The organism is Bradyrhizobium genosp. P (assembly GCF_049949265.1).
Taxonomy (GTDB): Bacteria; Pseudomonadota; Alphaproteobacteria; order Rhizobiales; family Xanthobacteraceae; genus Bradyrhizobium.
In genome coordinates, this window is record NZ_CP188195.1 from 4850901 (window position 1) to 4871283 (window position 20383).

Annotated in this window: 20 protein-coding genes; 15 read left to right on the plus strand and 5 right to left on the minus strand. The window is 63.4% G+C overall.

Translation table 11 applies throughout. The features are described from left to right. Nucleotides 1-148: 148 nt before the first annotated feature. Complete coding sequence (locus ACP2YO_RS23480; protein ID WP_426442931.1) at nucleotides 149-1780, plus strand: CTP synthase; 1632 nt, start codon at nucleotides 149-151, stop codon at nucleotides 1778-1780. On the opposite strand, the gene ACP2YO_RS23485 is transcribed toward ACP2YO_RS23480, so the two are convergent. Then, nucleotides 1743-2174, minus strand: a complete 432-nt coding sequence (locus ACP2YO_RS23485; protein ID WP_426442932.1) for a hypothetical protein — start codon at nucleotides 2172-2174, stop codon at nucleotides 1743-1745. The two genes, ACP2YO_RS23480 and ACP2YO_RS23485, sit on opposite strands and share 38 nt — an antisense overlap. Nucleotides 2175-2194: 20 nt before the next feature. On the opposite strand from ACP2YO_RS23485, the gene ACP2YO_RS23490 reads away from it, so the two are divergent. Together ACP2YO_RS23490 and ACP2YO_RS23495 are read left to right on the plus strand one after the other, a co-directional pair. Further along, on the plus strand, nucleotides 2195-2878 hold the full coding sequence (locus tag ACP2YO_RS23490) for an SPASM domain-containing protein (protein WP_426443296.1): 684 nt from the start codon (nucleotides 2195-2197) through the stop codon (nucleotides 2876-2878). Between the two features lie 165 nt (nucleotides 2879-3043). Further along, nucleotides 3044-3370: an NIPSNAP family protein gene (locus tag ACP2YO_RS23495; RefSeq protein WP_426442933.1), complete on the plus strand. Its 327-nt coding sequence runs from the start codon at nucleotides 3044-3046 to the stop codon at nucleotides 3368-3370. Between the two features lie 59 nt (nucleotides 3371-3429). On the opposite strand, the gene ACP2YO_RS23500 is transcribed toward ACP2YO_RS23495, so the two are convergent. Beyond that, nucleotides 3430-3765, minus strand: a complete 336-nt coding sequence (locus ACP2YO_RS23500; protein ID WP_426442934.1) for a PAAR domain-containing protein — start codon at nucleotides 3763-3765, stop codon at nucleotides 3430-3432. 161 nt (nucleotides 3766-3926) lie between these two features. Between ACP2YO_RS23500 and kdsA the strand changes: the two genes are divergently transcribed. Together kdsA and ACP2YO_RS23510 are read left to right on the plus strand one after the other, a co-directional pair. After that, nucleotides 3927-4784: a 3-deoxy-8-phosphooctulonate synthase gene (gene kdsA / locus ACP2YO_RS23505; RefSeq protein WP_426442935.1), complete on the plus strand. Its 858-nt coding sequence runs from the start codon at nucleotides 3927-3929 to the stop codon at nucleotides 4782-4784. Nucleotides 4785-4817: 33 nt separating this feature from the next. Further along, the gene (locus ACP2YO_RS23510; RefSeq protein ID WP_426443297.1) at nucleotides 4818-5996 is read left to right on the plus strand and encodes an MFS transporter; all 1179 of its coding nucleotides are present in this window, start codon (nucleotides 4818-4820) and stop codon (nucleotides 5994-5996) included. A gap of 491 nt (nucleotides 5997-6487) precedes the next feature. Here ACP2YO_RS23510 and ACP2YO_RS23515 read toward each other — a convergent pair whose 3' ends face one another. Continuing rightward, complete coding sequence (locus ACP2YO_RS23515; RefSeq protein ID WP_426442936.1) at nucleotides 6488-9175, minus strand: hypothetical protein; 2688 nt, start codon at nucleotides 9173-9175, stop codon at nucleotides 6488-6490. Nucleotides 9176-9216: 41 nt separating this feature from the next. Here ACP2YO_RS23515 and ACP2YO_RS23520 point away from each other — a divergent pair, with 41 nt between their 5' ends. Continuing rightward, a complete protein-coding gene (locus ACP2YO_RS23520; protein ID WP_426442937.1) occupies nucleotides 9217-9438 on the plus strand; it encodes a hypothetical protein in 222 nt (73 codons plus the stop codon). Nucleotides 9439-9549: 111 nt separating this feature from the next. On the opposite strand, the gene queF is transcribed toward ACP2YO_RS23520, so the two are convergent. Together queF and ACP2YO_RS23530 are read right to left on the minus strand one after the other, a co-directional pair. Next, a complete protein-coding gene (gene queF / locus ACP2YO_RS23525) occupies nucleotides 9550-9999 on the minus strand; it encodes a preQ(1) synthase (protein WP_426442938.1) in 450 nt (149 codons plus the stop codon). A gap of 133 nt (nucleotides 10000-10132) precedes the next feature. Further along, entirely contained in the window at nucleotides 10133-10645 is a 513-nt protein-coding gene (locus ACP2YO_RS23530) for a hypothetical protein (RefSeq protein WP_426442939.1), read from the minus strand. 83 nt (nucleotides 10646-10728) lie between these two features. On the opposite strand from ACP2YO_RS23530, the gene eno reads away from it, so the two are divergent. From eno to ACP2YO_RS23575, 9 genes are all read left to right on the plus strand, one after another. Further along, entirely contained in the window at nucleotides 10729-12012 is a 1284-nt protein-coding gene (eno, locus tag ACP2YO_RS23535; RefSeq protein ID WP_426442940.1) for a phosphopyruvate hydratase, read from the plus strand. 142 nt (nucleotides 12013-12154) lie between these two features. Beyond that, nucleotides 12155-13597 carry a hypothetical protein gene (locus ACP2YO_RS23540; RefSeq protein WP_426442941.1) on the plus strand — a complete coding sequence of 481 codons (1443 nt, stop codon included), beginning with the start codon at nucleotides 12155-12157 and terminating at the stop codon, nucleotides 13595-13597. A gap of 186 nt (nucleotides 13598-13783) precedes the next feature. Continuing rightward, nucleotides 13784-14923 carry a zinc-binding dehydrogenase gene (locus tag ACP2YO_RS23545; RefSeq protein WP_426442942.1) on the plus strand — a complete coding sequence of 380 codons (1140 nt, stop codon included), beginning with the start codon at nucleotides 13784-13786 and terminating at the stop codon, nucleotides 14921-14923. Nucleotides 14924-15105: 182 nt separating this feature from the next. Next, nucleotides 15106-15657: an NADPH-dependent FMN reductase gene (locus ACP2YO_RS23550; protein ID WP_426442943.1), complete on the plus strand. Its 552-nt coding sequence runs from the start codon at nucleotides 15106-15108 to the stop codon at nucleotides 15655-15657. 102 nt (nucleotides 15658-15759) lie between these two features. Next, on the plus strand, nucleotides 15760-16077 hold the full coding sequence (locus ACP2YO_RS23555; protein WP_426442944.1) for an FtsB family cell division protein: 318 nt from the start codon (nucleotides 15760-15762) through the stop codon (nucleotides 16075-16077). A gap of 159 nt (nucleotides 16078-16236) precedes the next feature. Next, on the plus strand, nucleotides 16237-17256 hold the full coding sequence (gene pdhA / locus ACP2YO_RS23560; RefSeq protein ID WP_426442945.1) for a pyruvate dehydrogenase (acetyl-transferring) E1 component subunit alpha: 1020 nt from the start codon (nucleotides 16237-16239) through the stop codon (nucleotides 17254-17256). A 48-nt stretch (nucleotides 17257-17304) separates the two neighbouring features. After that, nucleotides 17305-18717: a pyruvate dehydrogenase complex E1 component subunit beta gene (locus tag ACP2YO_RS23565; protein ID WP_426442946.1), complete on the plus strand. Its 1413-nt coding sequence runs from the start codon at nucleotides 17305-17307 to the stop codon at nucleotides 18715-18717. A gap of 4 nt (nucleotides 18718-18721) precedes the next feature. Then, nucleotides 18722-19027, plus strand: coding sequence for a DUF5076 domain-containing protein (locus tag ACP2YO_RS23570; protein WP_426442947.1), 306 nt, complete (start codon nucleotides 18722-18724; stop codon nucleotides 19025-19027). Nucleotide 19028: 1 nt separating this feature from the next. Next, nucleotides 19029-20378 carry a pyruvate dehydrogenase complex dihydrolipoamide acetyltransferase gene (locus ACP2YO_RS23575; RefSeq protein WP_426442948.1) on the plus strand — a complete coding sequence of 450 codons (1350 nt, stop codon included), beginning with the start codon at nucleotides 19029-19031 and terminating at the stop codon, nucleotides 20376-20378. Nucleotides 20379-20383: the final 5 nt, after the last annotated feature.

The window sequence follows — 20383 nt, forward strand, 5'->3', positions numbered from 1 at the left end:
ACGCAGCTCTGGCATCCTGCATTAGAAGTCCCCATTAGTGCTCTGAAATCGCTTTCAATTTAACGCCACCCACAGCCCGGCAAATTGTTTGCCGGGAGATGCCGATTCGTTTTGCGAATCGCGGCAGTCGGATTAAAGGTTGAGTCCCATGGCGCGGTATATCTTCATCACCGGCGGCGTGGTTTCTTCGCTCGGAAAGGGTCTGGCATCGGCGGCACTTGGCGCGCTGCTGCAGGCTCGCGGGTACAAGGTCCGCCTCCGCAAGCTCGACCCTTATCTCAACCTCGATCCCGGAACGATGTCGCCGTATCAGCACGGCGAAGTGTTCGTGACCGATGACGGTGCCGAGACCGATCTCGATCTCGGCCATTATGAGCGGTTCACCGGGCGGCCGGCCACCAAGGCCGACAACATCACGACCGGGCGCATCTACCAGGACATCATCACCAAGGAACGCCGCGGCGACTATCTCGGCGCCACCATCCAGGTGGTCCCGCACGTCACCAACGCGATCAAGGAATTCGTGCTTGATGGCAACGACGAGTACGATTTCGTGCTCGTCGAGATCGGCGGCACTGTCGGCGACATCGAGGGCTTGCCGTTCTTCGAGGCGATTCGCCAGCTCCAGACCGAATTGCCGCGCGATCACGCGGTCTACATTCACCTGACGCTGCTGCCGTACATTCCAAGTGCCGGTGAGCTCAAGACAAAGCCGACGCAGCACTCGGTGAAGGAGCTGCGCTCGATCGGCATCCAGCCGGACATCCTGCTCTGCCGCACCGACCGCGAGATTCCAAAGGAGGAGCGGCGCAAGCTCGGCCTGTTCTGCAACGTGCGCGAAAGCGCTGTGATCGAGGCGCGCGACGTCGACAACATCTATGCGGTCCCCGAGGCCTATCATGCCGCCGGCCTCGACGACGAAGTGCTGGCCGCGTTCGGCATTGCGCCCAAGATTCCGCCGGCGCTCTCGAGCTGGAACGTCATCAACGAGCGCGTCCGCAACCCGGAAGGCGCGGTGACGATCGCGATCGTCGGCAAGTACACCGGCATGAAGGACGCCTACAAGTCGCTGATCGAGGCGCTCTCGCATGGCGGCATTGCCAACAAGGTGAAGGTCAATCTCGACTGGATCGAGAGCGAGGTGTTCGAGAATGAGGACCCGGCGCCGTTCCTGGAGCACGTCAACGGGATCCTGGTGCCCGGCGGCTTCGGCCAGCGCGGCGCCGAGGGCAAGATCCGCGCGGCGCAATTCGCCCGCGAGCGCGACGTGCCGTATTTCGGCATCTGCTTCGGCATGCAGATGGCTGTCATCGAGGCGGCGCGCAATCTGGTCGGCATCGAGGATGCAAACTCCACCGAGTTCGGCCCGACCAAGGAGCCGCTGGTTGGCCTGATGACGGAATGGCTGCGCGGCAACGAGCTGGAACAGCGCACGCAGAGCGGCAATCTCGGCGGCACGATGCGGCTCGGCGCGTATCCCGCAGCCTTGAATCGCGGCAGCCGTGTCTCGCAGGTCTATGGCGGCGCGACCGAGATCTCCGAGCGGCACCGCCATCGCTATGAGGTCAACACCGCCTACAAGGACCGGCTCGAGCAGCACGGTCTGCGCTTCTCGGGACTGTCACCGGACGGCGTGCTGCCCGAGATCGTCGAATATGAGGACCATCCCTGGTTCATCGGCGTGCAATTCCATCCCGAACTGAAATCGCGCCCCTTTGAGCCGCATCCTCTGTTCGCGTCGTTTATCGAGGCCGCGGCGAAGCAGAGCCGGCTGGTGTAGCGGCTCTGGTCTGCGCCTTGACCTGCGCGAGGTGACGGATGCGAAAGACGCCGAACCGATAGTTCGGAATATCAACATCGACTTTCAACTCGGTGAAGGCTGCGTGGTCGCGCAGCGCATCGACGATGTTGTTGATGGCGATCACGGTCATTCCTGCCGCCCCTGAAGCCGCCAGCTTGCGCACGAATTGGCGGGCGAGGTCGGGGAAGAAGGGATTGTTCAGAAACAGATAGCTGACGTCCTGATAGTTCGCCGCGAGCGCTTCGCCGTGGATCACATCGACATCGGTGAGGCCGAGCTGGCGTTGCGTTCGCAGCATCGCGGCGCAACGTTGCGGGACAATCTCGATCGCCCGAACGCGGCAATTCGTCACGCAGGCGAGGTAGAACACCATGTGGCCGTAGCCCGCGTTCGCTGACCGATGACGTCGCGCACTGGGGCGGCTGCACGGCCGGCGAGACGACGTTGGGCCTCGAGGCCGACGGCACCATCAAGGGCTGTCCTTCGCTGCCGAATTCGCATTTCGCGGGCGGCGAAGCGCGGACCAGCACGATCGAGGAGGCACTGCAGGCGCTGGCCTCGCGAACCGTCCGGCGTGATGGCAATCGCGGGCGGAGCTTTTGCGGTTCCTGTTACTACTGGAACGTGTGCCGGGGTGGCTGCACCTGGGTTTCACACGTCCTGGAAGGACGCCGGGGTGACAATCCCTATTGCTATTATCGCGCGACCACGCTTGCGGGGCGCGGGTTGCGTGAGCGGATCGTGAAGGTCGCAGACGCGCCGGACGAACCGTTCGCGGTCGGTTGCTTCGAGGTCAGGCTGGAGCATGAGGACGGTTCGCGCGCGCCGCGCTCGCTCGGCCTGGACGACAAGCCGCGCAAGCGCGGGCGGCTCGTCCTGTGCCAGTCCTGCTACGAGTACATGTCTTCCAGCGAGCGCGACTGCCCGCATTGCGGCACGGCGAACCGGCCGAAATTCATGGCGGACGCGAAACTCGAACTCGACGTCCAGATCGCGCGCGACGAGATCGAGCGCCATGGCCGCAGGGTTCTCGAACTTGCCGCCTCGGCAGGTCAGGACGCGACCGCGGGCGAATGAGGCCGCCGGCTCCGAACGGTCCATTCCAGGACAAGTATCATTGCTGCAGCATTGCGGGATTCTGTCCCGGCGGGGCGGGCAGGGGTGCCATGTTGCCGCTCCCTCAAGACAGTGTGCAACCCGCTCGCTATAACCACTCGCGCAACACTCAAGGGAGGACCGCCAATGATTTACGAGAGCCGCGTCTATCGCTGCCTGCCGGGCCGGCTGCCGGCACTGCTGAAGCGTTTCGAGACCATCACGCTGAAGCTGTGGGAGAAGCACGGCATCAAGCAGGCCGGCTTCTTCACGACGCTGGTCGGCGAATCCAACCAGGAGCTGACCTATCTCCTGGCCTGGGAATCGCTTGCCGAGCGGGACAAGAAATGGGCTGCGTTCCAGTCCGACCCGGAATGGATCACCGCGCGCGCCAAGACCGAGGAGGACGGCCAGATCGTTCTCAACATCGTCAACCAGTTGTTGGTGCCGACTTCGTTCTCGTCGGTTAAGTGACTCGACGTGAGAGCGCGATGACAAGGCGCGATGACGATTCAATCCGATCGCATCGCGCCCTAATTCGCGCAGCCTGAGGTCTGATCGCCTTCGCGGACCATCGGCTTGCCGTTGACGAAGACGCCGTGGCTGCCCGTGACCGCCTTGCCGCCGCAATGCGTGCGGTCCCCGGTGACGACCGCCGGCTTGCCGTTGATCAGGACGTTGGGTACGCCTTCGACAAGCGGACCGCCATTGCTGGTCGTGTCGCCGCTGCGCGCGGCCGGCTTGCCGTTGACGATAACGCCGGAGGCGCCGCTGGTGACGACGCCAGGCTGGTTGCCGTTCTGAGCGTGCACCAGACCGGAAATCGTGAAAAAGGCGGCGATAGCTCCGATCACAAGCCGTGTGCGCATTGATCCCTCATGCCATCAGTCCCGGGGCAGGGTATAAGGGTGGTTATGGCGGGAATGTGATGCCATAGAGAACCCCGGCGCCAGCGCACCCCGTTGTTCGCGGGATGGCTTGATCCACCCCCAACGAGATTGCATGGTCGCCGGCAAAAGGATGCAGCATTTTGACTAGTCACGTTTCCGCTCACGCCGCCGCGCCTGTCGTTGCCGCCGGATCGGTTAAATTCGGCAATGCGTTGCCGCTACAGATCATCGCAGGTCCCTGCCAGCTGGAGAGCCGCACGCATGCGCTCGAAGTCGCCGCCGCGCTGAAGGAGATCGCGGTCAGGCTCGGGGTAGGGCTGGTCTACAAGACCTCGTTCGACAAGGCCAACCGCACCAGCGTATCAGCCGCGCGTGGCATCGGCCTGGCGGAGGCGTTGCCGATTTTTGCCGAGATTCGCACCTCGCTGGGCCTGCCCGTGCTGACCGACGTGCACGAACCCGGCCAATGCGCCGAGGTGGCGCAGGCAGTCGACGTGCTGCAGATCCCGGCATTTCTTTGCCGGCAGACCGATCTGCTGCTGGCGGCGGCGGCGACCGGCAAGGTCGTCAACGTCAAGAAGGGCCAGTTCCTGGCGCCGTGGGACATGGCGAACGTGGTCGCCAAGATCACCGGCGCCGGCAATGCCAATGTGCTCGTCACCGAGCGCGGCGCATCGTTCGGCTACAACACGCTGGTCTCGGACATGCGCGCGCTGCCGATCCTGGCGCGCACCACCGGCGCGCCTGTCATCTTCGACGCCACCCATTCGGTGCAGCAGCCGGGCGGGAAGGGGACGTCGTCAGGCGGCGAGCGCGAATTCGTGCCGGTGCTGGCGCGTGCGGCAGTCGCCGTGGGCGTGGCAGGCGTGTTCATCGAAACCCATCCCGATCCCGATCATGCGCCGTCGGACGGTCCGAACATGGTGCCGCTGCGCGACTTCGAATCCCTGGTCAGGCGGCTGATGGCCTTCGACGCGCTCGCCAAGACCGCGACCTGACGAGGCGGACGCGACGTGCCCGCAACGAGCGGCATGCCGCCGGTCCTCAACATCATCACGCTGGCGACGTTCGCCGCGAGCCTGTCGGTGCGCGCGCTCGATCCCGTGCTGCCGCATGTCGCCGAGGATTTCGACGTCAATATCGCGACCGCAGCGAGCTTTGCCGCGGTGTTCGCTTTCACCTTCGCGATCATCCAGCCGGCGGTCGGCGCCGCCGCCGACCTGTTCGGCAAGGCGCGACTGATGACCATCTGCCTCGTGCTGCTCGGCGTCGCCAACATCCTCGGCGCACTCTCGACCTCGTTCCCGATGCTGTTCGTGACCCGCATTCTCGCCGGCATCGGCTCCGGCGGCGTGTTTCCGGTGGCGCTGTCGCTGACCAGCGATCTCGTCGGCGCCGACAAGCGCCAGCTCGCGATCGGGCGGACGCTTGCAGGCTCGATGACGGGCAACCTGCTCGGCGCGACAGCCTCCGGGCTGATCGGCGATCTCCTCGGCTGGCGCGGTGTGCTGGCGGTACTCGGCGGCCTCGTGATCATCGTCGCGATTGCGGTGGCGGCGGGCTTTCGCGGCGCGGCGCTGTCGCATCCGCCGCGGACGAGCCTGACCGCGCTACGCCATGGCTACCGCACCATTTTCACCAATCCGAACGCGCGAATCTGCTACTCGGCGGTCTTCGTCGAAGGCTGCTGCGTGCTCGGGCTGTTTCCCTTCATCGCCTCGTTCCTGTTTCAACTGGGCGAGACCTCGCTGTCGATCGCAGGCATCGTGATCGCCGGCTTTGCGATCGGCGGGCTGTTCTACACGCTGACGGTATCGCGCATGCTGCCATGGCTCGGCGTCAGGGGCATGATGATCGCGGGCGCGACGCTGGTTGGCATGCAGCTCGGCGTGATCGCCTTTGGCCTCGGCTGGAAGGCGCAGATGCTGAGCCTGTTGGTGATGGGCTGGGGCTTCTACATGATCCACGGCTGCTTGCAGGTGTTCGCCAGCGAACTGTCGGTCGAGGCGCGCGCCACCGCGCTGTCGCTGCACTCGTTCTTCTTCTTCATGGGCCAAACGCTGGGCCCGATCGCCTATGGCTTCGGCCTGCAACAGGCCGGCAAGACGGCGACGCTGGCGACTGCCGCTGGTGTTATCATCGTGCTTGGCTTCGTCTGCGCGCGGTTCTTGCGCCAGACCCGACCGGCGGATGCGCGCGCGGACCTTTGAGGGGGAGCGGGGCTGCGAGCGGATCGATCCGCTCGCAACCCCGTTGTCGGATATTCAACCGTCAGGCCAGATGGAAGCCGTGCATGTCGATCCCGGCATGAACAGCAAATGCGTCGTGCTGCCCATCATAGGCGCCATGCGCGGCCTGGGAGGCCTCGGACGCGAGCTGCGCAAGTGCGTCCGCGGCGGGTGAGGGACCTCCAATGGGCGTATGCGGGATGCCGCTCGTTGCGTTGCCGGCCGCCGTCCCGCCACTGGGGAATACGAAACCATCGCCGGTGGAGCTCGCCACTTTTGCGGTTGCCGGCGAGGCATCTGGCGTGAAGCTGACGCCGTGCGGCGAACTGAAGTTGAACCCCGGCGCGTTGTCGGCGGACAGCAAGGGCGTGAAGGCCCCGGTGTGCGGATCGACCTGGCCGAACGCCTTCAGGCTTCCGACGGAGGCGTAGAAGTCGTTGGGGTTCAGGTCTGACGCGTGGAACGAAAAGACCTTATTGGTCGCCGTATCCGTCAGCGTGAACGTGCCTGATGTGGCGCCGGTCTCGATGACGTCGTCGAGTCCCGCCGGGGTACCGCCACCGACGCCGGCGATCTGCGTGAACGAGACGGACTGGTGCGCGGTGCCGGGACTCTTGATGTCGATGATGGTGCCGTCGTCGCCGCTCGACAGCAACAGGTCGCCGTTTGGCGCGAGCTTCAACGAGTTCGGGATCATTCTGGGGCATGACTTCGATCTTGCCGGTCACGGTGTCCAGGCCCATTGCGCCAAAGGCAAGGATCGGCTTGGTCTCAAGCGTGCCGGTCGGATGATCGCCGTTGAGCAGCTCGACAACGGTCGCATCGCCCTTGTTGACCGGATTGGTGTAGCTCAGGAACACGTCGTTGCCCTTGAACGCCACGTCGTCGTAGCCGCGGCTGGCGGACGAATCCGCGTAGTCGAGCGGCGCCGAGACCGCGTGCGTCTCCGGGTTGATCAGCGTCAGGCTGGGGTTGCCGTCCTGGTTCTGCAGCGCCCAGATATCGCCTGTCACAGGGTTGTATTTCAGGCCATCGACCGATCCTGTGAGCGAGTAGCTGAACTCGATATCGCCGTGCTTGTCATACTGCACGATGGTGCTCGAGCCGCCGGCGCCGGTCGAATCGGCGCCATTGCCGTACTCGACGAAGGTCGAGCCGTGTGCGGTGGCGACGGAATCCGGCTGGGTCGAACCGTCGATGGGAGCCTGGAAAGTCTTGACGGTGTCGATATGCGGAAACGGCGCCGCGTTCTTGTCGGGAACGAACGTCACCCCATGCGGTGAGCCGAAGCTGAATCCCGGCGCGTTGTCCTGAGAGACCAGCGCGGTGAAGGCACCGGTGTTCTCGTCGACCTGACCGAAGGCACCGAGCGCCGCGACCGAGGCATAGTAGGCGTTCGGATCGAGATCGCTGACATGCACCGACAGGACGTGGCCATCCTTCGCGTCCGAAATATAGAAGGTGCCAGACGTCGCGTTCGGCTTGATGACGTCATCGAGCCCGGCATTCCCCACCGAGCCCGCAGGAATACCCTGGATCGGGGTGAATGCAATCGCCTGTTTGGACGTGCCGGGATTCTGGATGTCGATGATCGTGCCGTCGGCTGCGCTGGAGAAGATCAAGTCGCCATTGGCGGCGAGCTTCAGCGAATCCGGATCGGTCTGCGGCACCACCTCCATCTTGCCGGTCACCGTGTCATATCCCATCGCACCGTCGAGCAGCACCGGAGCGGTGGTGAGGAGGTCGCCGGGCTTCGGGCTCGTGCCGTTCAGCAGTTTGACGATGGTCGGATCGCCATTGCCGGTCGGGTTAGTGTAGCTCAGGAACACCTCATTGCCCTTGAACACGACGTCGTCATAGCCGCGCGAGGTGGACGGATTGGCATAGTCGAAATGGGCCGTCACGCTCTGGGTGTTGGGGTCGATCAACGACAGCGAGGAGCGGCCGTCCTGGTTTTGCAGCGCCCAGACCATTCCGGTTTCGGGGTTGTATTTCAGTCCGTCGACCGATCCCGCGATCGAATAGGCGTGCACGAAATGGCCGGCGCTGTCGTACTGGATGATCGTGCTGTTGCCCGGCACCGCGCCGGTCGAATCGACGCCGTTGCCGTATTCAACAAACACGTACTTGCCGGCGAGCGCGATCGAGTCGAGCCCGGTCACGCCGTTCGGGGCGCTGGCGAACGTATGGATCGAATCGACATGCGCCACCTCAGGCGCATTCTTGTCGGGAATGAAGAGCAGGCCGTGCGCGGCAGCAAAATTCGGTCCGGTGACGAGCGGCGTGAAGGCGCCGGTGGTCGGATCGACCTGACCAAAGCCGCCCAGGCTCGCGACCGACGCGTAATAGTCGTTGATGTTGAGGCCGCTGGCGTGGAACGAGTAGACGTTTCCCGATTTCGTATCGGTCATGTAGAACGTGCCCGCCGTCGCGCTGGGCTTGATCACGTCATCGAGGCCGGCATTGCCGACGGAGCCCGCGGGGATTCCGGCAATCGGCGTGAACGAAATCGCCTGGCTGGCTGTTCCGGGGTTTTGGATATCGATGATCGAGCCGTCGGCTGCACTGGAGAAGATCAGATCACCATTGGCGGCGAGCTTCAGCGAATCCGGGTCGGTCTGCGGAACGACCTCGGTCTTGCCGGTGACCGTGTCGAGGCCGGTGGCACCGTCGGTCAGGATCGTCGTCGTCAGCAGTGTCCCGCTCGGATGGTCGCCGTTGAGCAATTCCACCAGCGTCGGATCGCCGGTGCCGTTCGGATTGGTGTAGCTCAGAAACACCTTGTCGCCCTTGAACACGACATCGTCGTAGCCGCTCGTCGCCGATGGATTGGCGAAGCTCAGGGGACCGGTCACCTTGTGCGTGACGGGATCGATCAGCGTCAGCGTGGAGTTTCCGTCCTGGTTCTGCAGCGCCCAGATCTGTCCGGTGTATGGATTGTATTTCAGTCCATCGACTGAACCGGCGATCGTGTATTTCTGCTCGACATCGCCATTCTTGTCATATTGCACGATCGTGCTAGAGCCGCCGGCGCCGGTTGAATCGGCGTTGTTGCCATATTCGACGAAGACGGTTCCGTTCGCCGCCGTGATGGAATCCGGGGCCGTGGCGCCAAGCGGCGCGCCTGACGCGAAGGTTTTCATCCCGCTGATCGTAACCATGTGATCCTCCCTAGTGTGACGTTAGAAACGGGAAGAAACACATGGTAGGCGACGCCTATGTGACGATCGGCCGCCCAAATTTTTCCGCAGATCGAGGAACTTTCTTCGCGCTGCGAATCGAGTCGATCGCTCAATTGCTTCCGCTGCTTCCGCGCGTGTTCCGAGCGCATCACGAAAGCGTTGGCGCGCAAATCAGCAAGGCGAGCCGTGACGCTTCATGGCTGCACGTTGCCGGATGTGATTGTTTTGTTGTCGTGTTGTGACGATCGGCGAGGGGCCAACGATGCCGGTCGCAGTGCGTCGGGAATCATCAGCGAGCTCTGCTGCGATTGCGCCGTCCGCGTTCGGGGCCGGACAATGTCGCGCGCAGCTGGCTAGCCGCGCCCGCGATAGGGCGCGACGCCTTGGTCGGGCACCCAGATGCCCTTCGGCAGCCGGCCGGTCTGGAAGAACACATCGATCGGGATGCCGCCGCGCGGATACCAGTAGCCACCGATGCGCAGCCATTTCGGCTTGATCTCGTTGGCGATGCGTTTGCCGATCATCACGGTGCAGTCCTCGTGGAAGGCGCCATGGTTGCGAAAACTCGCGGCGTAGAGTTTCAGCGACTTGGATTCGAGCAACCAGCGGCCCGGCACAAAGTCGATCATCAGATGAGCGAAATCCGGCTGCCCCGTCACCGGGCAGATCGAGGTGAATTCCGGAATCGTGAAACGTACCAGATAATCGGTCCCGGCCTGCGGATTGGGCACGCGGTCGAGCGTTGCCTTCTCGGGGCTTTGCGGCCATTCGACCGCACGGCCGAGCTGCAGAGGGCGTTTCATCGTTTCAGCGATCTCTCAGAGTGCGACGCGTTCCGCCTTCGGCGGTGACCGCAAATTATGACATTCGTAGCTGTTGTTCGCAAACCGGGTGCGAACAACAACTTCGGCTCTTACGCGATCGAGCTGCGGGAAACTAGTGAAAGAAGTTGTGGCCGGCGAGATCAGTCAAATGGGCATCCGTTTGAACAGTGTCATTGCCGTTGGTGCCGGTGGCGCAGACCGTATACTCGTTGGCGCCTGCAAGCTTCCAGGCCACGTCATATCCGGTTGAAGTTGCCTCTGCGTCGATCGGCGACCAGCCGGCAAACTCGCCGACGGTAATGGCCGATCCCTGGTATTTCAGCGTCGGCCCGGTGCCGCCGGCGACGGGATCGAGGTCATAGACGTTTCCGGCCTGGACGAGGCTGGTCGATCCGAACGCTTCGATGACGATGGGTGCTGAAACGCGGACAAAACCATGCTGCTGGTAGCCGGCATCGTCGTAGTACCCAAAGATGTCGCCGGACGGGTCGATGCCCAGGATGTTGGTTTCGGTCGCGCCGGGAACGTCGACCGTGGTGGTGGTTGTCGGACTGGCGCGATTGGCATCGCGAGCTGGCGGTCCGTCGGCCGGTGTCGAAATAATGGGCTCGGTATTTATCGGCACGGCCGTTACCCGGCCTTTTCCGTTTCGATGCATTGCGGTAGAAGCACCGCCATCCGATCCCCTCCCTGTCAAAAGAGGTTCTCATGACTGCCATCATCGACATCATCGGCCGCGAAATCCTGGACAGCCGCGGCAATCCCACGGTCGAGGTCGATGTCGTGCTGGAGGATGGGTCGATGGGCCGGGCGGCGGTGCCGTCGGGCGCCTCCACCGGCGCGCATGAGGCGGTCGAACTGCGCGATGGCGACAAGTCGCGTTATCTCGGCAAGGGCGTGCAAAAGGCGGTTGCGGCCGTCAACGACGAGATCTTCGAGGCCCTCAACGATTACTCCGTCGAGGACCAGGTCGCGATCGACCAGATCATGATCGATCTCGACGGCACGCCGAACAAGAGCCGGCTCGGGGCCAACGCCATCCTCGGCGTGTCGCTGGCCTGCGCCAAGGCGGCCGCCGAATTGTTTGACATGCCGCTGTATCGTTACGTCGGCGGCACCTCGGCGCGGACGCTGCCGGTGCCGATGATGAACATCATCAACGGCGGCGTGCATGCCGACAACCCGATCGACTTCCAGGAGTTCATGATCCTCCCCGTTGGCGCCAACAGCTTCGCCGAGGCGTTGCGCTGCGGTTCGGAGATCTTCCACACGCTGCGCGGCGAATTGAAGAAGGCCGGCCACAACACCAATGTCGGAGACGAGGGCGGTTTCGCGCCGAACCTGCCGTCAGCCGATGCCGCGCTCGAGTTCGTCATGAACGCGATCGGCAAGGCCGGCTACAAGGCGGGGGGCGACGTCATGCTCGGCCTCGACTGCGCCTCCACCGAATTCTTCAAGGAAGGTTCTTACGTCTATGGCGGCGAGAACAAGACCCGTTCGCGTTCGGAGCAGGTCAAGTATCTCGCCGATCTCGTTTCCCGCTATCCGATCGTCAGCATCGAGGACGGCATGTCGGAGGATGACATGGAGGGCTGGAAAGAGCTGACCGACGCCATCGGCACCAAGTGCCAGCTCGTCGGCGACGATCTGTTCGTCACCAACGTGACCCGCCTTGCCGACGGCATCAAGAACGGCCGTGCCAATTCCATCCTGATCAAGGTCAACCAGATTGGCACGCTGACCGAGACGCTCGCAGCCGTCGAGCTCGCCCATAAATACGGCTACACCTCGGTGATGTCGCACCGCTCCGGCGAGACCGAGGATTCGACCATCGCCGATCTCGCCGTCGCCACCAATTGTGGACAGATCAAGACCGGCTCGCTGGCGCGCTCCGACCGCACCGCCAAGTACAACCAGCTGTTGCGCATCGAGCAGCAGCTCGGCAAACAGGCGATATATGCCGGCAGGTCGGCCTTGAAGGCGCTGGCCTGAGGCATCAGTCGGGACTCGCGGCGCGAACCCCGCCGCGAGGGGCCATCGATAGCCATCCCTGAAACTGCGAGTAGGGCAGTTCCGAGTAACTACTGCCTCACTTCCGGTTGCCACCGGCTGTTGCTTCGGCCACAGTCGATGCATGTTTTCAAATACCGCCGTGGTCGAGGCGAGAGAACGGAAATTCTCTCTCGACACTCCGTTTTCACTTGATCGGGTTGATGCCGCCCTCATCGGGGCTTTGGCTATCGTCGCCGTCTACTTCTTTTCCTATCCGGTCTGGCGATCACAATTCCTGATCGAAATCTGGTTCACCGAGGGTTGGAACGCTTACTTCCAGGACGCTGCCGCAGCCTGGCAAAGGATCTATCCTTCCTCCAGTTCGCTCATCGTCAACAATTACCCGCCGCTCTCGTTCTATGGCGTAGGCCTCGTAGGCAACTTTCTAGGTGACAATCTCTTCGTCGGGCGAGGGCTGTCGCTGGTTTCCTTGATCGCCGTCAGCATCGAAATTTTCGTCTGCGTTCGGGCGCTGGCGGGAGGTGTCTTCGGCCCTGCGATCGGAGCGCTGTGGTACGTCGCGATCATGTCCCACAACTCCACAGCCTATGTTGGGGCGAACGATCCGCAAATCGCCGGCGAGGCGATCATGGGCTTCGGCCTCGCATGGCTGCTAACCTCGGAGCGATCGGGCACGCGATCGGCACTCGGCCCGCTTCTCATGATGGTCATCGGCGGCTTCTGGAAGCACAGCATGGTCGCTATCCCGCTGACCGCGGTGATCTGGCTTCTGGCACGCCGCGGCGCCGGCGCGATCCCTGCGGTTGTCGCCAGCGCGATCGCCACAGCCGCTGGGCTCGTTCTCTGTGGTGTCATCTTCGGACCGGACTTTTTCCATAATCTGTTCACGGCGCGCGACTATGATATCGCTCACCTGATAGGCAATCTCGGCCATCTGCAATGGCCCGCACTGGCCGCGCTGATCTGGCTTTCCTGGGTCGTCACCGGCAGGACGGACGGCGCCAGATTCACGATGCTTCACGTTCCAATCGCCTTGGCGGCCTGCATCCTGCAATGGTTCGGCGACAAGATTTTTGTAAACGCCGAGTTCGATCTGATCATCGCGCTGGGGATCGCCATCGGCGTAACCTGCAGTTCGCTCGACCGCAGTCTGCTTTCCAAATACCTGTCCGTATCGACGATCAAGATCGCGGTCGTCTCGGCGCTTGTCATTCGCCTTCTCGCGTCGGATCGTCAGGAACCGCTGCTCGTCCTTTTCGATCCGCACTTCGCCGAACAATTTGCGAATGGCGAGCGAACCATCAGGCGCGAGGCCGCGCAGGTCGCCGCGATCGAGGGCAATGTCTATTGTCTGGTCAAGACGGTCTGCCGGTTGGCCGGCAAGCCATTTACAGTCGACGACTTCAAGGTCGAGGAGATGGTGGCGACAAAGCGCATCACTCAGGACGATCTCGACGAGCTTCTCGCTAGCCACAAAATCACGACGTTCAAGAGCGATCCGGCCGCCATGGGGACAATCGACACATCGCTATCCCGCGCTATCCGGAGTGGCCTGACACCGTAAACGCGAGGCGTTGGGCGGAAATGCCGGCGCGAACGCAGTGTTCCCTGACCTTCCTTTCGAAATCGCCGGTCGCTGGACATCGCTGCCGACCCGGCCCATATCGGCATGGACCTGGAGCGGCCGGGGCGATCCGCAAGGAGCGCCCCAAGCTCCCGGCAGCAAAGGGAATTTCAGGGAGGACGTGGGATGAGCGACGGCAAAAACGGGCTGCAACTGCGATCGCTGCTCAAGAAAAGCGGCGAACTCGAACTATCGCTGGTGAACGTCCCGACCCCCGAGCCGGGCCCCGACGAGGTTGTGGTCCGGGTCGAGGCGACCCCGATCAATCCGTCCGACCTCGGCTTGCTGATCGGCCCGGCCGACATGTCGAGCGCCAAAGTCTCGGGCACCAGGGAGTTGCCGGTCATCACCGCCCGGGTTCCGGAGGCAGCGATGGGCGGCATGGCGGCGCGGCTCGATGAATCGATGCCGGTTGGCAATGAGGGGGCCGGCGTCGTGATAAGGGCAGGCTCGTCGGACGCCGCCAAGGCGCTGTTGGGTCGCATGGTCGCGATGATCGGGGGCGCGATGTACGCGCAATACCGCACGCTGCGGGTCAACGAGTGCCTGCCATTGCCTGAAGGCACCACGGCAGCAGAGGGGGCGTCCTGCTTCGTCAACCCTCTGACCGCGCTCGGCATGACCGAGACGATGCGGCGCGAAGGCCACAAGGCACTGGTGCACACGGCCGCGGCGTCCAATCTTGGCCAGATGCTCAACAGGATCTGCCTCAAGGATGGCATCGGTCTCGTCAATATCGTGCGCAGCAAGGAGCAGGCCGGCATCCTGCACGAGATCGGCGCCAAGTATGTCGTCGATTCCACCGCGCCCGGCTTCATGGATGATCTCACCACCGCGCTGGTCGAGACAGGTGCCACCATCGCCTTCGATGCGATCGGCGGCGGCAAGCTCGCGGGCCAGATCCTGGGGGCGATGGAGACCGCGATCAACAAGTCAGCCAAGGCGTACAGCCGCTATGGCTCGAACGTGCAGAAGCGGGTCTACATCTACGGCAGCCTCGACCCCCGTCCGATCGAGCTGGCGCGCGGCTTCGGCATGGCCTGGGACGTCGGCGGCTGGCTGCTGTTTCCGTTCCTGATGAAGATCGGTCCGGAGGCGGGCAACAAGCTGCGCCAGCGCGTGGTGGCGGAGCTGAAGACCACCTTCGCCAGCCACTACACCAGGGTGGTGTCGCTGCAGGAGGCCTTGCAGCTCGACAACATCGCGGTCTACGGCAAGCGCGCCACCGGCGAGAAATTCCTGATCAATCCGAACAAGGCGATGTGAGGTAAATCTGACGCTCAGTGGATCAGGCCGCCCGGAGGCCCGATCCAACAGCGGTCAAGGCAATATCCGCAAACGCTGCATTTCCGGATTTGGATGATTCATGCACTTGCATCCTCCATGCTGCGTCGGTAGGTGAAGACCACCGGTCCAGCTTCATGCCCAAATCCCGAGGAAAAATTGCTATGGCCTATAACATCGTCACTGTCGTCGGCAGCATCCGCAAGGAGAGCTTCTCGCTCAAGATCGCCAATGCGTTCGCCAAGCTCGCGCCGGCGTCATTGAAGCTCGACGTCACGACGCTTCAGGGCATTTCCTTCTTCAACCAGGATCTCGAAGCGGCGCCGCCGGCGGACTGGCTGGCCTTTCGCGAGAAGCTGCAGAAGTCGAACGGCGTGCTGTTCGTGACGCCCGAATATAACCGCTCGGTCCCGGGCGTGCTGAAGAACGCCATCGACGTCGCCTCGCGTCCCTATGGCAAGAGTTCGTTTATCGGCAAGCCGGTCGGCATCGTCGGCAACTCGCCCGGACCGCTTGGCGGCGTCAGCGCGGTCAAGCACCTGCAAAACATCCTGCCGGGCATCTCCGGCCCGATCCTCGGCCAGCCGGAAATCTATCTCACCGGCTGCGGCGACGGCTTCGACGACAAGGGCGAACTGATCAAGGACTCGCTCAAGGGCGTGATGCAGCAATACATCGACGCATTCGCGGCCTTCATCGAAAAGCAGAACCGCTAACAGCATGATCCGGAAAAGTGCGCAGCGGTTTTCCGAACAAGATTATGCTTAAATAATGGTGTTTTAGCATTCCATTAACTCCATGGCCGCATGCTCGCGGCCATGGTTTCCCGCACCCGTCTCAAATCGATCCTGACCGGGCTCGCCCTCTATACGATGGCGGCAATGATGGTCGGCTATTTCGGCGTCAACGCCTATACCGGCAAATACGGCCTCAATGCGCGACAGGAGCTCGATCAGGAGATCATCGCGCTGACCTCGGAATTGGCGCGGCTGAAGCAGGAGCGGGCCGAGGGCGAACAGCGGGTGTCGCTGCTGCGGTCGGATCGGGTCGACCCCGATATGCTGGATGAGCGCGTGCGCTTCCAGCTCGACTACGTCAATCCGCGGGATCTGGTTCGGATCAACAAGCCGAACTGACGCGTTCTCAAATTTCAAAATTTGTCACGTGCCATCACAAAAGTGTCGCGCCGCGTTGCAGTGCGGCATAGCAATACTCCTTCGAGCGAACGCAATCCTTCCAAGGTGATTTGAGTTGGGTTAGAGAGGGTTCTTCGACTTCTCTCACCCGGAATTGCCATGGCTGCACCCAAGAAAACTGCCGCAAAAGAATCAGGGCCGGAGCAGGATGGGTCTCCACCCGAATTCACGAGGGAACAGGAGTTCAAGGCGCTGCGCGACATGCTTCTGATCCGGCGCTTCGAGGAGAAGGCCGGCCAGCTCTACGGCATGGGTGCGATCGGCGGCTTCTGCCATCTCTATATCGGGCAGGAGGCGGTCGTCGTCGGCATGCAGATGGCCTTGAAGCCGGGCGACGAGGTCATAACCGGATACCGGGATCACGGCCACATGCTGGCCTGTGAAATGGAAGCCAAGGGCGTGATGGCCGAGCTCACCGGACGCCGCAGCGGCTATTCCAGGGGCAAGGGCGGCTCCATGCATATGTTCAGCAAGGAGAAGAACTTCTTCGGCGGTCACGGCATCGTCGGCGCCCAGGTGTCGCTCGGCACGGGCCTCGCATTTGCCAACCGCTATCGCGGTAACGACGCCGTCAGCGTGACCTATTTCGGCGACGGTGCGGCCAACCAGGGCCAGGTTTACGAGAGCTTCAACATGGCCGAGCTGTGGAAGCTGCCGGTGATCTACGTCATCGAGAACAACCGTTACGCGATGGGCACCTCGGTGTCGCGCGCGTCAGCGCAGCAGGATTTCTCCAAACGCGGTGCCTCCTTCAACATCCCCGGCAAGCAGGTCGACGGCATGGACGTCCGCGCCGTGAAGGCCGCCGGCGATGAGGCTGCGGCCTGGTGCCGCGCCGGCAAGGGGCCGATGATCCTGGAGATGCAGACCTACCGTTACCGCGGCCACTCGATGTCCGACCCGGCGAAGTATCGCACCCGTGAGGAGGTCGAGAAGGTCCGGCACGATCAGGACCCGATCGAGCAGGTCCGCAACCGTCTGCTGGCCGAGAAGGTGACCGAGCAGGAGCTGAAGGCGATCGACGCCGAGGTGCGCGAGATCGTCAACGCCGCGGCCGACTACGCCCAGCACGATCCGGAGCCCGATCCGTCCGAGCTCTACACCGACATCTACCGCTGACCTCACCCCGCGCAGACGAACTTTCAAGACCGATTTTCGGGAGCCGATATGCCCATTCAAGTGCTGATGCCTGCGCTGTCGCCCACCATGGAGAAGGGCAACCTCGCCAAGTGGTTGAAAAAGGAAGGCGAGACCATCAAATCCGGCGACGTGATCGCCGAGATCGAGACCGACAAGGCGACGATGGAGGTCGAGGCGACCGATGAGGGCACGCTCGGCAAGATCCTGATCCCGGAAGGCACCGCCGATGTCGCGGTGAATACGCCGATCGCCACCATCCTGGCCGATGGCGAGAGCGCCGCCGATCTCGCCAAGGCGCCCGCCGCGCCGGCGAAAGCCGAAGCCGCTCCTGCCGAGGCCAAGGAGGAAACAAAGGGAGAGGCAAAGGCCGAAGCGCCGCAGCCGAAGTCCGACGCGAAGGCTCCGGCTGCGCCTGCTGCCGTCGCCCCGCCGGATCCCGAAATCCCTGCGGGCACCGAGATGGTGACCCAGACCATCCGCGAAGCCTTGCGCGACGCGATGGCCGAGGAGATGCGGCGCGATCCCGATGTCTTCATCATGGGCGAGGAGGTCGCGGAATATCAGGGCGCCTACAAGATCACGCAGGGCCTGTTGCAGGAATTCGGCGAGCGGCGGGTGATCGACACGCCGATCACCGAGCACGGCTTTACCGGTATCGGCGTCGGCGCGGCGATGGCGGGCCTGAAGCCGATCGTCGAGTTCATGACCTTCAACTTCGCCATGCAGGCGATCGACCAGATCATCAATTCCGCAGCCAAGACGCTGTACATGTCCGGTGGCCAGATGGGCTGCTCGATCGTGTTCCGCGGCCCCAACGGCGCCGCCGCGCGCGTCGGCGCCCAGCACAGTCAGGACTATGCAGCCTGGTATTCCCAAGTGCCGGGGCTGAAGGTGGTCGCGCCATATTCGGCCGCCGATTACAAGGGGCTGCTGAAAGCCGCGATCCGCGATCCCAATCCGGTGATCTTCCTCGAGAACGAGGTGCTGTACGGCCACACCGGCGAGGTGCCGAAGCTTGCGGATTTCCTGGTGCCGATCGGCAAGGCGCGGGTGGCGCGGTCAGGCAAGGACGTCACCATCGTCTCCTGGGCGATGGGCATGTCCTATGCGCTGAAGGCCGCCGATGAGCTCGCCAAGGAGGGCATCGAGGCCGAGGTCATCGATCTGCGCACCATCCGTCCGATGGATACCGAGACCATCATCGCGTCGGTCAAGAAGACCGGCCGCGCGGTGACGGTGGAAGAGGGCTGGCAGCAGAGCGGCGTCGGCGCCGAGGTCGCTTCGCGGATCATGGAGCACGCCTTCGACTATCTGGATGCTCCGGTCACGCGGGTGTCGGGCAAGGACGTGCCGATGCCGTATGCCGCCAATCTCGAAAAGCTCGCTCTGCCTTCCGTCGCCGAGGTGGTCGCTGCCGCCAAGGCCGTGTCCTATCGGTAACGCCATGGCCGGTCCCAAGGAGCAGCCGCTGCCGCCTGATGTGATGGACCGCGATGATGCGATCGAGGTGCTGCGCGCCTTCGTCGTTGACGGCGGCCTGTCGATCGCGTTCCAGCGCGCTTTCGAGGAGCCGGATATGTGGGGGCTGATGCTCGTCGACATCGCCCGCCACGCCGCGCGCGCCTATTCGCGCGAAAGCGAATACACCGAGGATGAGGCGCTCGCGCGCATCGTCGAGATGTTCGAAGCCGAAATCGCCCGGCCGACCGACACGGGCAAAACCATGCCGCGGTCGCAACAAGGTCACTGACATGCCGATCAACATTCTCATGCCTGCGTTGTCGCCCACGATGGAGAAGGGCAACCTCGCCAAGTGGCTCAAGAAAGAGGGCGACAAGGTCAAGTCCGGCGACGTGATCGCCGAGATCGAGACCGACAAGGCGACGATGGAAGTCGAAGCCGTCGATGAAGGCACGATCGCGAAGATCCTGGTGCCCGAGGGCACCCAGGACGTGCCGGTCAACGACGTGATCGCCGTGATGGCCGGCGACGGCGAGGACGTGAAGGCGGCGAGCGCCGGAGCGGGGGCCTCGCCTGCGCCGAAGCTAGCCGAGGCACCGAAGCCTGCCGCTGCCGCGCCCGCAGCGGCGCCGGCGGCTGCACCTGCGCCGAAGCCCGCAGCAGCGCCGACGCCTCAGCCGGCCGCTGCGCCGGCCGCACAGGCCAATGGTCACGCCCGCATCTTCTCGTCACCGCTGGCGCGGCGTCTCGCCAGGGAAGCCAGCATCGATCTCGCGCGCATCACCGGCAGCGGTCCGCATGGCCGCGTCGTCGCGCGCGACGTCGAGGACGCCAAGTCCGGCAAGGGCCTGAAGGCACCGGCGGCAGCACCCGCCGCGGGGCCGAGCATCGCGCCGTCGATGTCCGACAAGCAGATCCTCGCGCTGTTCGAACCGGGCTCCTACGAAGTGGTGCCGCATGACGGCATGCGCCGCACCATCGCCCAGCGCCTGACGTCGTCGGTGCAGACCATCCCGCACTTCTACCTCACTATCGACTGCGACATCGGCAAGCTGCTCGCGGCGCGCGAGGAGATCAATGCGTCGGCGCCAAAGGACAAGGAGAAGAAGCCGCTCTACAAGATCTCGGTCAACGACTTCGTCATCAAGGCGATGGCGGTCGCGCTGCAGCGGATCCCGAACTGCAACGTGAGCTGGACTGAGGGCGGCATGCTCAAGCACAAGCATTCCGACGTCGGCGTCGCGGTGGCGATGCCGGGCGGCCTGATCACGCCGATCATCCGCAAGGCCGAGACCAAGACGCTTTCCACCATCTCCAACGAGATGAAGGATTTTGCGGCGCGCGCCCGTGCCCGCAAGCTGAAGCCGGAGGAATACCTGGGCGGCACCACCGCGGTGTCCAACCTCGGCATGTACGGCATCAACCACTTCACCGCCGTGATCAACCCGCCGCACGCCTCGATCCTCGCGGTCGGCACCTCGGAAGAGCGTCCCGTGGTGCGCGGCGGCAAGATCGAGATCGCGCACATGATGAGCGTCACCTTGTCGTGCGATCACCGCGCCATTGACGGCGCGCTCGGTGCCGAGCTGATCGGGGCGTTCAAGCAGCTGATCGAGAATCCTGTGATGATGATGGTCTGACGAGC